At 39.0% G+C, this 13,707-nt stretch carries 15 protein-coding genes; all 15 read right to left on the bottom strand.

The features are described 5' to 3' along the window. Positions 1 to 169 precede the first annotated feature (169 nt). Positions 170 to 1,420: a lipoprotein-releasing ABC transporter permease subunit LolE gene (lolE, locus tag HMPREF2644_RS06005; protein WP_011272545.1), complete on the bottom strand. Its 1,251-nt coding sequence runs from the start codon at positions 1,418 to 1,420 to the stop codon at positions 170 to 172. After that, positions 1,420 to 2,103, bottom strand: coding sequence for a lipoprotein-releasing ABC transporter ATP-binding protein LolD (lolD, locus tag HMPREF2644_RS06000; protein WP_005693575.1), 684 nt, complete (start codon positions 2,101 to 2,103; stop codon positions 1,420 to 1,422). Before lolD ends, lolE begins: the two co-directional genes overlap by 1 nt. A gap of 81 nt (positions 2,104 to 2,184) precedes the next feature. After that, a complete protein-coding gene (gene bioD, locus HMPREF2644_RS05995) occupies positions 2,185 to 2,826 on the bottom strand; it encodes a dethiobiotin synthase (protein WP_038441295.1) in 642 nt (213 codons plus the stop codon). A 9-nt stretch (positions 2,827 to 2,835) separates the two neighbouring features. Further along, the gene (bioC, locus tag HMPREF2644_RS05990) at positions 2,836 to 3,618 is read right to left on the bottom strand and encodes a malonyl-ACP O-methyltransferase BioC (protein ID WP_011272543.1); all 783 of its coding nucleotides are present in this window, start codon (positions 3,616 to 3,618) and stop codon (positions 2,836 to 2,838) included. Then, positions 3,606 to 4,253: a DUF452 family protein gene (locus HMPREF2644_RS05985; protein WP_011272542.1), complete on the bottom strand. Its 648-nt coding sequence runs from the start codon at positions 4,251 to 4,253 to the stop codon at positions 3,606 to 3,608. The genes bioC and HMPREF2644_RS05985 overlap by 13 nt, the downstream gene beginning before the upstream one ends. Before the next feature lie 9 nt (positions 4,254 to 4,262). Next, positions 4,263 to 5,402 (bottom strand): 8-amino-7-oxononanoate synthase, encoded by a 1,140-nt coding sequence (bioF, locus tag HMPREF2644_RS05980; RefSeq protein ID WP_011272541.1) that lies wholly within the window; start codon positions 5,400 to 5,402, stop codon positions 4,263 to 4,265. A gap of 8 nt (positions 5,403 to 5,410) precedes the next feature. Next, positions 5,411 to 6,700, bottom strand: coding sequence for an adenosylmethionine--8-amino-7-oxononanoate transaminase (gene bioA, locus HMPREF2644_RS05975; RefSeq protein ID WP_038441465.1), 1,290 nt, complete (start codon positions 6,698 to 6,700; stop codon positions 5,411 to 5,413). A 14-nt stretch (positions 6,701 to 6,714) separates the two neighbouring features. Beyond that, entirely contained in the window at positions 6,715 to 7,896 is a 1,182-nt protein-coding gene (locus HMPREF2644_RS05970; RefSeq protein ID WP_005654778.1) for a lipoprotein-releasing ABC transporter permease subunit, read from the bottom strand. Continuing rightward, the gene (locus HMPREF2644_RS05965) at positions 7,896 to 8,843 is read right to left on the bottom strand and encodes a 2-hydroxyacid dehydrogenase (RefSeq protein WP_005654781.1); all 948 of its coding nucleotides are present in this window, start codon (positions 8,841 to 8,843) and stop codon (positions 7,896 to 7,898) included. The genes HMPREF2644_RS05970 and HMPREF2644_RS05965 overlap by 1 nt, the downstream gene beginning before the upstream one ends. Before the next feature lie 59 nt (positions 8,844 to 8,902). Beyond that, complete coding sequence (gene kdsA / locus HMPREF2644_RS05960; protein WP_005654784.1) at positions 8,903 to 9,757, bottom strand: 3-deoxy-8-phosphooctulonate synthase; 855 nt, start codon at positions 9,755 to 9,757, stop codon at positions 8,903 to 8,905. A gap of 14 nt (positions 9,758 to 9,771) precedes the next feature. Further along, positions 9,772 to 10,575: a SirB1 family protein gene (locus tag HMPREF2644_RS05955; RefSeq protein WP_005654786.1), complete on the bottom strand. Its 804-nt coding sequence runs from the start codon at positions 10,573 to 10,575 to the stop codon at positions 9,772 to 9,774. Further along, on the bottom strand, positions 10,575 to 11,453 hold the full coding sequence (prmC, locus tag HMPREF2644_RS05950) for a peptide chain release factor N(5)-glutamine methyltransferase (protein ID WP_005693587.1): 879 nt from the start codon (positions 11,451 to 11,453) through the stop codon (positions 10,575 to 10,577). The genes HMPREF2644_RS05955 and prmC overlap by 1 nt, the downstream gene beginning before the upstream one ends. Beyond that, a complete protein-coding gene (locus HMPREF2644_RS05945) occupies positions 11,453 to 11,893 on the bottom strand; it encodes an RDD family protein (protein ID WP_005688499.1) in 441 nt (146 codons plus the stop codon). Before HMPREF2644_RS05945 ends, prmC begins: the two co-directional genes overlap by 1 nt. A 52-nt stretch (positions 11,894 to 11,945) precedes the next feature. After that, positions 11,946 to 13,028 (bottom strand): peptide chain release factor 1, encoded by a 1,083-nt coding sequence (gene prfA, locus HMPREF2644_RS05940; protein WP_070828317.1) that lies wholly within the window; start codon positions 13,026 to 13,028, stop codon positions 11,946 to 11,948. 278 nt (positions 13,029 to 13,306) lie between these two features. Further along, on the bottom strand, positions 13,307 to 13,707 hold a 401-nt coding region (locus tag HMPREF2644_RS05935), incomplete at its 5' end, for a tetratricopeptide repeat protein (RefSeq protein WP_257286092.1).

The raw sequence follows: 13,707 nt of genomic DNA, 5'->3' as shown, positions 1-13,707 counted from the left end.
TACACTTATTTTTGTACTAGTAAACTAGTTCGATATGTTTTTTTTAGAATAAAACCTACGAATTCCCTATTAAACTATCTTTACAACTCTCTTGCAAGCTGAATAAAACGAAATAATTAAGTAAATAAAAGATAAAAAAATACCGCACTTTTGTGCTGTACTCTCGAAATTAATGGCTACTTAATACTTGTGCAGGTTGTAATTTAGCAGCTCGGCTTGCTGGATAAAGGCTTGCCATTAAACTCAATGCAAGTGCTGCAACTAAAACCATCAAAACATCCAACCAATGTAACTCGCTTGGCAAGAAATCCACAAAATACACATCGCCCGATAATAATTTCTTACCGATAACCCACTCAATACCTTGAATAAAGGTTGTAAGATTTAATGCAAGTATAATGCCTAACACAATTCCAATTAAACAACCTTTCATTCCTGCCTGTAAGCCATACCAAATAAAAATACGTTTGATAAACGCATTATTCGCCCCAAGCGTGCGCATAATGGCAATATCGCCCTGCTTATCTTTTACCGCCATAATCAGCGTAGAAACAATATTAAAACACGCAACACCGATCACAAGCACCATTGCGATATACATTACGGTTCTAATAAGCTGAATATCGCGATACATATAACCAAATTTACTAATCCAATTTTGCATATATAGCATCTGCGGATAATCATTAAGCATTGATAAATCCAGATTTCTCGCAGAAAAAGGATCATCTAATTTCAATTCAACACCTGTAATTTGATCAGGTTGATAAGTCAAAAAGGTTTGTGCTTGAGCAAGCGGCAATAAGGCATAACTATAATCAAGCTGACCATCTAAGCGTAAAATAGCGGTAACTTGCACTGGCTCACGAGTTGGTTGAGCAAATTGTTCATCGCCGTTTTGCTGAGAAATAAGCAAGGTAATCCAATCCCCTACTTTTACATCAAGTTCTTTAGCGATACCCGCTCCCAAGACCAATCCGCCTTCTTTCTCAAATTTGTTCCAACCTTGCTCTTGTACAAAATTGCCAATTGAACTTACCTTATCTTCTGCTTGTTTTTCAACACCTTTGACCTGAACAACTTTCAATTTTGAGCCATTTTCTACCAATGCCGTAAAGCTAACAAAAGGAGAGATTCCTTTAATTTGTGGATTTTGTTGTAGGCGTTTTTCTAAATTTTGCCAATGATGAATTGTGGGATCTTTCGCTTGATGCGCAGAAAAAATCTCAATATGCGGCACGACTGCCAAAATCCGTTGATTAAGCTCACGCTCAAAACCATTCATCGCACTTAAGCCAACAATTAAAACTGCAACACCCAATGCAATACCAATTGCAGAGAATTTTGCAATTAACGCGACTAAAGGATTTTTTTGTTTGCCACGTTGATAACGCCAGCTAATAAAAAACGGCGTATTCATCACGCCCCCTCCTTCAAAAGACCATCTTGCATAACTAAACGGCGTGATAATTTTTCCGCAAGCCCCATATCGTGAGTGACTAATAAAAAGGCGATATTTTGTTCTTGATTAAGTTGTTGAATCAGCTCAAAAATACTTTCAGTGGTCTTGTGATCGAGATTTCCTGTGGGTTCATCCGCTAAAACTAACGATGGATTATTCACTAAAGCACGCGCAATCGCCACACGCTGACGTTCCCCACCAGAAAGCGCAGAAGGACGATGGGTAATTCTATGGCTTAATCCCACCGCACTTAGCATTTTTTCAGCGCGATCTTTCGCTTCAGTTTTATTTTGATGACCAATCAACATCGGCATCATCACATTTTCAAGTGCGGTAAAATCCGCCATTAAATGATGGAATTGGTACACAAATCCTAAATAACGATTACGCAAAGCAGCTAATTCATTAGCCGATGCTTTTTGCAAGGATTGTCCATTAATAAACACTTCCCCACTACTTGGCTGATCAAGTCCCCCTAAAGTATGTAATAAAGTACTTTTCCCTGAACCTGAACTCCCCACAATCGCAACCAACTCTGCAGGTTCCATAGAAAAAGAAACGCCTTTTAACACTTGCGTTTGATTTTCGCCCTCTTGATAAAATTTATTGATATTTTCGCATTTTAATAAATAGTTGTTCATTTTTTACTCGTTTTAACCGCACTTTAGCGGCAGATAATCCCATCAAAAACTTGCGCGAGTCTATCACACTTTTCCTTGAGCTTAAATTTCAATACACCCAAAGTATTCAAATCCTGTTTCAGGAAAATGTTTTTCAAGATAACGTTTTAAATAGCGTTGGGTTTCTTGACTAATAATAGGATCATATTCTGGGTAACCGTTATACATTACACTTAATACTGAAATACCTCGAGTACGACAAGCCTCTAAACTTAATAATGTATGGTTTATACTGCCTAGTTTTCCCGATGTCACTAAAATTAAAGGGTAATTATTTAACTGGATATAATCCAACGTCGTCTCTTCTTCACAATAAGGTACCATTAAGCCACCAGCACCCTCCAATAGTACATAATCATATTTTTCTGCCAAAAGTGCGGTAGATTTTTCAATGATTTTTGCTTCAATTTTTCTACTTTCTCGCTTTGCAGCTAAATGTGGCGAACAAGGATATTCAAAAACATAAGGGCAGGTTTTGCCTTGTAAATCTTCTTCCGTTAAATCAATGTCTTGAATCTTTCGATGCACAAGTAAATCATCAGCGATATTTTTACAGCCTGTTTGAATCATTTTTTGTGTAATCACGGAACAGCCTTGTTCCATCAATTTTTTAGCATAAATGCCTGTGGCAATCGTTTTTCCCACATCAGTATCAATGCCAGATATAAAAATAACCTTGCCCATAAATATTCCTTACTGATTTTCTATGTGAGAATAGCGTGCGATAAAAAATAACGGATGATAAGTCAGGCGCACTTTGTCCGACGGCATACTGAACGCCGACAAGTAATCGCCAATAAATCCATTGAGATTTTTTCTTGTCCAATTTTTTTGGTTAGTCGCTGTTACACCGGTATATTTCAGATGTTTGAGTACATCCAATGGTGTATCAAAGTCTAGTATTACATTAAAATCCTCACACCATAAAAGCTCAAAATCATTGGCTAACCAATTTTGCCATTGGGATAAAGTCGGGTAATTTAATCCTATATTTGTGATCTGGCGGACTTCTTTCAAATTGTCTTCGCCAAAGGTTGCAACCGCCAATAATCCGTTTGTTTTCAAGCCTGTTTTGCAATGGGCGATAAAAGCGTCGGGTTGGTGAAACCATTGCACGGCGGATGCACTTGCAATCAAGTCAAATCGTCGTTGAAAAGGAAAGTTCTCTGCATCACCACAATAAAAATCAAAGGGTTGAATCAGCTTTTCAGTGAGTAGAGTGCGCACATCGCACAAATCATTAAATAACCAATAGTTGGCTGAAATCTGTTTCTGCAACAACGTACTCAACATACCAGACCCGCAACCTAGTTCCAAAACGCTATCTAATGACCCATTTGGTAAATAGTCTTGCAAATGCATCATTAACTTAATATTCATTTTTTGTTGAATTAACGCATGTTCATCATAGCTATTTAAGGCTTTTTGGAAGGCTTGTTGAATACGCGATTTATTTACGGAAGTTAATGATTCCATAATGCCGACCAGTGGGTAAATCTTGAAAACACATAATGCTCACCCTCTATTTTCTGAACGGCACAACGGGATGCCCAATATTGGTTCTGATTGGCTGGCGTAAAAATTTTATCGCGAGAACTAACCCATGCATTTGTCCAGTGAATAAGATTTGTGCGTTTATCCTGCTGAATCATCGCAAAAAGTGCGGTGAGTTCTTGATGAATTTTGTTAAATGGTCGTGCAGAAAATTGTTGATAACGTTCAAAAGATACTTTGTCACCACAAATTCTACGTTCAAACTTTGAACGAGTATTTTCTGTGAGATTATCTAACGTACCTTTAAAAATAGCATAGGGAATACCGAAGCTATCATCACAAGGTAAACCTGTTCCATTCACTGCTGTTGCTGATTGTAAGGTGATTCCTTGTAATACTCGCTCTGCCGCCCAAACGCCCATAGACCACGCCACCAAACGGATGTGCCGATAGGCGGAAAAATCAAAATCCAAATTTAAATCTTGATAATCATAGCAAATTAATAAATCATGATCTGTTGGCAAAATCAAATGAACTACAGCATCAAGAGGTGTCCCCCAGCCAGCAAAATAAACTATTAAATGCTCACCTTGATGATCATAAAATTTCGTTTTCACATTATTTCCTTATAAGCATGCCACAAACTGTTTCACTTCATCCATTGTCATATCTGCCGTCAAAGACAATCGTATTCTGGATGTACCTTTTGGTACTGTCGGCGGTCTGATTGGCAAACAATAATAACCTTGCTCTTGCAGATCTTTCGCCTTAGCAAGGGTTGCTTCGTTTTCGCCTAAAATATAGGGAACGATGCAAGTTTGGCTTGGCATTATTTGCGTTCTGTGTTCCACTTCTTGGCGTAAAAATGCACTTAACCGCTCAAGATGGCTTCTTTCTTTTGAGAATTGCGGCAATCGTTCAAAAATAAAATAAGTCCAAGCCACATTAAACGGCGGCAATGCGGTTGAAAAAATCAATGGGCGCATTTGATTAATCAAACATTCTTTTAATATTTGATCACAGACGACATAAGCCCCCATTGAAGCTAAGGCCTTGCCAAAAGTGCCAACCAACAAATCTATATCAGCTATCACATTAGCTCGTTCGGCAATACCTAATCCGTTTTTACCGTAAACGCCTATTGCATGGGCTTCATCCACATAAAGATAAGTATTGGGAAATTGTTTTTTTAATTGAACAAGCTGTTTCAAATCCGCCACGTCGCCGTCCATACTGAAAACAGATTCGGTAACGATAAAAGTGCGGTCAAATTTTCCGACGTTTTTTTCAAGCAGATTTTTCAAATGTTCATAATCATTATGACGATAACGAAAGAACTCACATTGGCTTAAACGAATGCCATCAATCATGCTGGCATGCACTAATTTATCTGCCAAAATCAAACTTTTCGTCGTCAAAGCAGGCAAAATGCCGATATTGGCGTGATAGCCGCTGTTAAATAATAACGCACTTTCCCGTTGGAAACGTTGTGCGACAAGCTCTTCCAAATCGGTATAAATAGGAAAGTTGCCCGTTAATAAACGCGATGAAGAACTGGTAAAAGAGGGGAAATTACCGCCGTATTGCTGTAAAAAAGACTGGCGCAAGTTTTCATTTGATGCCAAACCTAAATAATCATTAGATGACATATTCAGCATTTTGCGATTTTCTCGCATAATATATCGTCCTTGATGAACTAAATCTGGAATTGAACGATATTGATTTTGTGCGCTAAGCTGTTCCAGTTGCTGTTTGAAAGCATCCATTTTTTATCCTAATGTTCATATTCCTGAATTAAAGCCAAAATCATGCCTTCCGTTAATTTCTGAAGTTCATCATCTTTAATCACAAATGGTGGCATAACATAAACCAATTTTCCGAAAGGTCGAATCCAAACACCTTGTTCCACAAAACGTGGAACTAAAGTTTTCATATTTACCGCACTTTTCATTTCAACCACCCCAATCGCCCCTAATGCACGAACTTCTTTGACGTAATCTTTTTCAGCTAAAGGCGAAAGCTGTTGTTTTAAGGAATGCTCAATTCGCTGAATATTTTGCTGCCAAGGACTTTCCAACAATAAACGGATAGATTCCGCTGCAATTGCACAAGCCAACGGGTTTGCCATAAAAGTGGGCCCGTGCATAAAGCATTTAGCCTCACCGCTACAAATAATTTGCGCAATTTCAGTGGTCGTAATACTTGCCGATAAAGTTAAATAACCACCCGTTAATGCTTTACCGATACACATAATATCTGGCGAAATGCCTGCGTGTTCAGCTGCAAATAATTTCCCTGTTCGACCAAATCCCGTGGCGATTTCATCAAAGATCAGCAATACACCATATTGTTTACAAAGCGCTTGCGCTTTCACTAAATAAGTTGGCGAATAAAAATACATACCACCCGCACCTTGCACAACAGGTTCTAAAATCAGTGCGGCGATTTCGCTACCTTTTTTCTTAAGTAAATCAGCTAAAGGTTCAATGACACAATCATTCCAAGATTCATTAAATGGAATGTTGGGTTGAGGAAGAAAATATTGTACAGGCAGGCTATGATGAAATAAATGATGCATCCCTGTGGTTGGATCGCACACTGACATCGCATTCCACGTATCGCCGTGATAACCTGAACGAATAGTGGCAAATTTTTGTCGTTGCACTTCTCCTTTAGCGTGCTGATATTGAATAGCCATTTTCATCGCTACTTCCACTGCAACAGAACCACTATCAGCAAAAAAGATCTTATCTAATCCATTGGGCAAAATTTGTACCAATAATTGAGCTAATTCCACCGCAGGGTCATGGGTAAATCCGCCAAACATAATATGGCTCATTTTTGCTAATTGATTCTGTGCCGCCGCATTTAAACGAGGATGATTATAACCATGCAACGCCGCCCACCAAGAGGACATACCATCAATCAAACGACGACCATCTTTTAAAGTTATCATCACACCATCAGCACGTTCCACCGCATAAAGCGGCATATCAGAAGAAACTGAAGAATAAGGATGCCAAATATGTTGTGTATCAAAAGCTAAAAGTGATTGTTCATCCATCATTTATTTACCATTTACTCGTATCTCAAAGCTGCTGCAGGTTCTACTTTCGCAGCTCGATAAGCAGGATAAAGGGTTGAAAGCAAGGAAAGTAACAGCGAAAATCCAATGACAAAAATCATTTGAACAAAGGATAATTCTGTCGGTAAAAAAACACCTTGTGGATTTACCGCACTTACAATGTCCGTTAAATTCAACGTAGCTAAAACACCTAAAATAGCACCGAGTAATGTGCCAACAAATCCCACCAGTAATCCTTGATAAATGAACACTGAACGCACTTGGGATTTTGTTAAGCCTTGAGTTTGCAAAATCGCAATTTCCCCTTGTTTATCCACCACCATCAAACTTAAAGAGGTGACAATATTGGAAATCGCCACGACAATAATCAAACTAATCAGCAAACCCATCATATTTTTTTCCATTCTCACTGCTTGGAAAAATTCGCCTTTTTGCACACGCCAATCTGTGATTTTTTGTGTCGGGAAATGTTGTGGGAGTTCTGTAATTTGGAACGGATCATTCAGAAATAAACGATAGCCCTGCGCTTGCTGAGGTTGAATACGCATTAAGCGACCAATATCTGTAATATTAGCAAAGGCTTCGTAACCAGATGCTTCGCCATAACCATAATAAATATCGCTAACAGTAAATAAACGCTGCATTGGCACCCGACCGAATGGTGTATATTGGCTATTTTCCGTAATCATCAAACGGATTTTATCCCCAATATTCACGCCCAGTTTTTGCGCCAGTTGATCACCAATGACCAGTTTAAACTCCCCTCTAGGCAAAATTTCATTAAATTTAGTCTGATCAAAAGATTCAACCAAAGGATCATCAGAAAATGATTGAATACCTATAATTTGTCCTGCACTTACGCCTTTTGCCGTTTGATAAATCACATTTGTTGTATTGATCGGCACGGCTTTTTGGACAAAGTGCGGTAAATTTTCTAGCGTTTTTTCTGTAGAAATAGGCTGTTCTTCGCTCACAATCGCATGAGGAATGGAAGATAGCACCTGTTGTTTTTGGTAACCTTCTAATCCATTCATCACCGAAAGCACGATGATCAATGCCATCACACCTAGCACAATCCCCAGGCTTGCAAGATTAGTTACTAATCGCCCAAAACGATCCGCACTTTTCGCACGCCAATAACGTAGTGCAATATAAAGAGAAATAGGAAAATTCATTATTTTTGATGTAATTGTTGTACAAATTCTTCGATGTTTTGCATTACTTTGCCAACTAATGTTGTCACTGCACTATCACTCGCCCAAGCAATATGTGGTGTGATAATTAAATTAGGCATCGTTTTTGCAGCTAAAATTAACGGATTATCTTTTTCTGGTGGCTCTTTTACCATTACATCCAAAGCCGCTCCGCCTAAATGCCCCGTTTTTAACGCATCAACTAAGGCAAGTTCATCAATCAAAGGCCCACGCCCTGTATTAATCAAAAATGCACCTTTTTTCATTTTGGATAAGGTTTCTGTATTAATTAAATCCTTTGTTGTTTCCGTTAATGGGCAATGCAACGTCACAATATCCGCTTGTTTTAATACTTCATCAAAAGGCGTATAACCTTCACGGCAAACAGTAGCATCTTTATGTTCTGCATAAAGCACTTTCATTCCCACGGCATTAGCCAAACGCCCCACTTCTGTTCCTAGGCAACCTTTACCAAATACGCCCAACGTTGAACCGCGCACATCTGTAATTGGATAATCAAAATAACAAAATTGTTTGCTTTCCGCCCATTTTGCTTCCGTTTGATCGCGTAACCAACCTGCCAAACTGTGTTTTAAAGAAAAAATCAGACCGATTACGTGTTCTGGCACGGTTGTACTGGAATAACCTGTCACATTACGCACGGCGATGCCCATTTCTTCTGCAGCCACAAGATCAACATTATTTGTACCTGTCGCAGTAATCGCAATCAGCTTTAATTTTGGCAGTTGTTGCAAAGTTTCACGATCAAAAATCACTTTGCTGGTAATAACAATGTCCGCATCCTTCGCTCGCTCAATGGTTTCGGCAGAAGACGTATGATCATATTCAGTCCAAGTATGTTCAAAACTTGGGCGAGGAATTGAAATATGTTTAGGAATAGCCGTGCTATCTAAAAATACGATTTTCATTAATTGCTCCTTTTTTATATACAAAGTGCGGTCAAAATTAACCGCACTTTTGATGAAATTTAAATTGAGGTATCCAATTCTGGAAAAGATTTTACTAAATCATCGATGGCTTTCATTTGGGAAACAAAGCCTTCAAGCGCAGAAAGTGGCAATGCAGAAGGGCCATCACATTTTGCTTGATTTGGATTTGGATGTGCTTCTAAGAATAAACCTGCAATGCCTACTGCTAAACCTGAACGCGCTAATTCGGTTACTTGCGCACGACGACCACTCGATGCTGCCCCAAATGGATCACGGCATTGAAGTGAATGGGTTACATCAAAAATAACAGGGCTACCCTTAGAGGCTTTTTTCATTACACTAAAGCCAAGCATATCCACAATTAAATTATCGTAACCAAAATTTGTTCCACGATCACAAAGAATGATTTTATCATTACCACATTCTTCGATTTTTTCCACGATATTGCCCATTTGACCTGGGCTTAAAAATTGTGGTTTTTTCACATTAATCACTGCGCCTGTTTTTGCCATCGCTTCAACGAGATCTGTTTGACGCGCCAAAAAGGCGGGAAGTTGAATAATATCGACAACATCAGCAACGGGCTGACATTGATAGATTTCGTGTACATCGGTAATAATTTTTACCCCGAATGTATCTTTTAATTCTTGGAAAATTTTTAATCCTTCTTCCATGCCAGGTCCACGGTAAGAATGAATAGATGAACGATTCGCTTTGTCAAAAGACGCTTTAAATACATAAGGCACGCCAAGTTTCTCTGTCACTTTCACATAAGCTTCGCACACTTGCATTGCCATATCACGGCTTTCCAGCACGTTCATTCCGCCAAAAAGCACAAAAGGTTTGTCGTTTGCAACATCAATATTGCCAATTTTTACAATTTTATTTTGCATAAATTTTCCTTAAATCAATGGAGGGGAAAAGTATCTTTATTAATCTCGCCTTTAAGTTCTAAAAGTTGCGTGCGGATAAACGCCGCCGTTGGATCTTTTGGACAATGTTCCACAAAAAATTCTAAATCTTTCAATGCTGAAGGATAAGCCCCCATTTGAGCTAAAACTAAGCCACGGTCACGGATATGATAAGGATTTTCAGCATCAGTAATCATTAAATTCTTAATATAGTGATATGCCATATCGTTATGCTCTTCACGAATAAGCGCATTTTTCGCCAGTTGCTCAAAGCGAGAATAAAGTAAAGAAAGATCGGCTCTATCAAGTTCTTCGGGTTGAATTTTCGCCCCAAACCCAAATGCACCTTCATAAAGTTGCTGCAATTTTTCTTGTGAAATATAAGTGCCATCCCAAGGATCAATAAAAGCCACTTCATCTCTGACTTCAGCACGTAAAATTAACTGTGTTGGGAAATTTACTGGGTAAATTGGCAAATCCAATGCCTCAGCTAAATAAAACACCATTGCCCCAAGAGTCACTGGCATTCCTTGACGATGTTCAAACACATAAGGCAAATATAAATTGCGAGCATAAAAATAATCTTCTGGATCGCAATGAAAGCCCCAATCACCATAAAATAGCTGTAGTAACTGATGAATCTGCTCTTCTTTCGGCCAATCTGGCGAAATTTTTTTACGCGCTTTACGCACAAGCCCACCCATTTTTCCCCGAAGTTGTGCTTCTGAGCTGCCATCATCAGAGATAACAAGATAAAAATGCACAAATTTATCGTATAACGCACGTCGATAATATTTCATTACTTCTTCCAAAAACCTAAAGTGACACGCTCATTGTCGCTATAATCACGCACAGTTTCAACCATTTCCCAATGATTTTCTTGGAAAATTGACCGCACTTTTTCTCCTTGTTGCCATCCGTGTTCAAGCAATAATACGCCATTAGAATTCAAATAACTCGATGCTAATTCAATAATATGACGTAAATCAGCATACCCCTCATCATTGGCAACTAATGCAGAAAGGGGTTCAAAACGCACATCGCCTTGATGCAAATGTTCATCTTGCGCATCAATATAAGGCGGATTGCTGACGATAAGATCAAACTTCCCTGTTATATTATCAAACCAACGGCTTTGCAAAAATTCTACATTTAGCTGATTTCTTTCTGCATTAGATTGAGCTAATGCCACAACATCGGACATAAGATCCACACCAATTATTTCCAGCGGAATATGCCGCTTTTGGCAAATGGGCGCAAGCTCGGAAGCCAAAGCGAGGGCGATTGCGCCTGTGCCAGTGCCGAGATCAAGAATACGAAAGTGCGGTGGATTTTCTTCCAGTTTTTCTAACGCAATTTGTAATGCCTTTTCCACTAAAATTTCAGTATCTGGTCTTGGAATCAATGTGCCTTTTGAGACATTTAATGGCAACGACCAAAATTCTTTTTCACCAAGAATATAAGCGATAGGTTCACCTTTTAGACGACGATCTAAAAGTGCGGTCAATTTTAACCGCACTTTTTCATCAATCTCAGTATCATCAAAAGCAAGGATTTGCGTACGCGATTTGCCAGTAGCGTGTTGAAGAAGCACAAGTGCATCAATTTTACTATTTTCAGTGGGATTTTTTTTTGCTAAATCCGCAATCGCTTGTGCCAGCCATTCTTTATAATTCATTATTTTTCGTCTTTTAACACTATCGTGCCAGCCACTAAATCAGTTAAAGAACGGCGATCATCGCGTACAAGTGCAACAATACCGCTAATAATCAATAAGAAACTTGTCCACGCCAATAAAATATCAATAATCTCACGGCCGATGTATTTACCAAATTCAACAGGCTGATTGGTATGATAATTAAATACGCGCAAGCCTAACCAGCGTTTTGCCATTGTTTGACCATAAGTTTTCATGAAATATAACTGAAAACCAGCATATACAATCATCCCCACTACACCGGCAAAATCCCCCAATGCAAAACCGAGACCAGCCATCACCCAAAGCACAAGCCCATTAATCATACTTGCAAGCCAACGTTTAAAACGGCTCGCTTGAGCGAGTTGAGAAGGCTTGAAAGCAGAAGAAAATTCAGCATCTTTTTGATTTTCAATGATCATTTTATTTCCTTTTAAAGTTAAAAAGGACATCTGAAATCAGATGTCCCTATCATTAATTCTGTTCAGACAATGCAGCCAACTGATCCGCTTGATATTCGGTAATAATCGGCTGAATCAGTTCATCAATTTTACCATTCATCACTTCATCCAAACGGTAAATGGTGAGATTGATACGGTGATCTGTAACTCGACCTTGCGGATAATTATATGTACGAATTTTATCAGAACGATCGCCCGAACCTAATAAGTTACGACGCATATCTGTTTGTTCTGCGGCTTGGCGTTCTTGCTCTGCTTGAACAATACGTGACGCTAATACTGACATTGCTTTCGCTTTATTTTTGTGCTGTGAACGCTCATCCTGACATTCCACCACAATACCTGTTGGAATATGTGTAATACGCACCGCAGAATCCGTTGTATTTACGTGCTGACCACCAGCGCCTGATGAACGATAAGTATCAATACGCAAATCTGCTGGATTAATTTCTGGCATTTCAGATTCAGGCAATTCTGGCATTACCGCAACGGTACAAGCAGACGTGTGGATACGCCCTTGGCTTTCAGTTTTTGGTACACGTTGCACACGATGACCACCAGACTCAAACTTCAACTGACCATACACACCTTCGCCAGTGACTTTAACAATCACCTCTTTATAACCGCCTTGCTCACTTTCGTTAGCACTTAGCATTTCTACACGCCAGCGTTTACTTTCAGCATAACGACTGTACATACGGAATAAATCACCCGCAAAAATACCCGCTTCATCACCGCCTGTTCCCGCTCGGATTTCTAAATAGCAGTTATATTCATCATTAGGATCTTTCGGCAGTAAAAGAATTTGAAGTTGTTGTTCCACTTCTTCAATTTCCGCTTTGGATTCTTCAATTTCCATTTGCGCCATTTCTTTCATTTCAGGATCGTCAAGCAATATTTCAGCTTCTTTAATATTTTGATTTAATTGCGTCCAGCGATTAAAACATTTCACCACTTCTTCAAGTTGCGAATATTCTTTAGAATACGCACGGAATTTATCCTGATCCGAAATCACCGACGCATCGCCTAGCAATGCTTCTAATTCTTCATAACGTTCTTTTAAACTTTCTAATTTTGCAATAATGGAATCTTTCATCATTTGTAAGTCACCGAAAATAAAATCGGCGTATTCTAGCCGATTTTAGGGAAAATTGACAGCGAAAAGGAAATTAAGAATCTCAGACGCTTTATTTGTGATTTTATTTTTATATTTTTGTATGGCATTTTGAATAAGTTGCTGACTTGAATTCATGCCATAATCATAAACCCAATGGGAAACTGGGGCGTATCCCATTTGAATACGCCCACTCGAAAATAATCCCTTCCCCACATTCCAAAATTCGCATTATTATTGCGGTAAGCGGAATAAAGGCATTAGCGTTCCCCTCTATTTAGCTTGCCATAATATTTGCAACCACCTTGATCACCATTATCACAAGCCTTACCAAACCATTCTTTAGCTAAAGATTTATTTACTTGAACACCTTTTCCTAAAAGATATGAGAATCCCAATATAGCTTGAGCATTTGCATATCCCTGCTCCGCCGCTTTGCGAAACCACTTCACCGCTTCGGTATAATCTTGTCTTACACCACGCCCTTCAGTATAAGCCAAACCTAAATAAGCCTGAGCATTTGCATCTCCCTGCTCCGCCGCTTTGCGATACCATTTCACCGCTTCAAAATCATCTTGTTTGACGCCTTGCCCCTCAGCATACATCACGCCCAAATTAAATTGAACATTTGCATCTCCCTGCTCCGCCAGAGGTAACCAAA

The organism is Haemophilus sp. HMSC071C11 (assembly GCF_001837655.1).
Taxonomy (GTDB): Bacteria; Pseudomonadota; Gammaproteobacteria; order Enterobacterales; family Pasteurellaceae; genus Haemophilus; species Haemophilus influenzae.
This window is presented reverse-complemented; position numbering and strand designations above follow the sequence as displayed.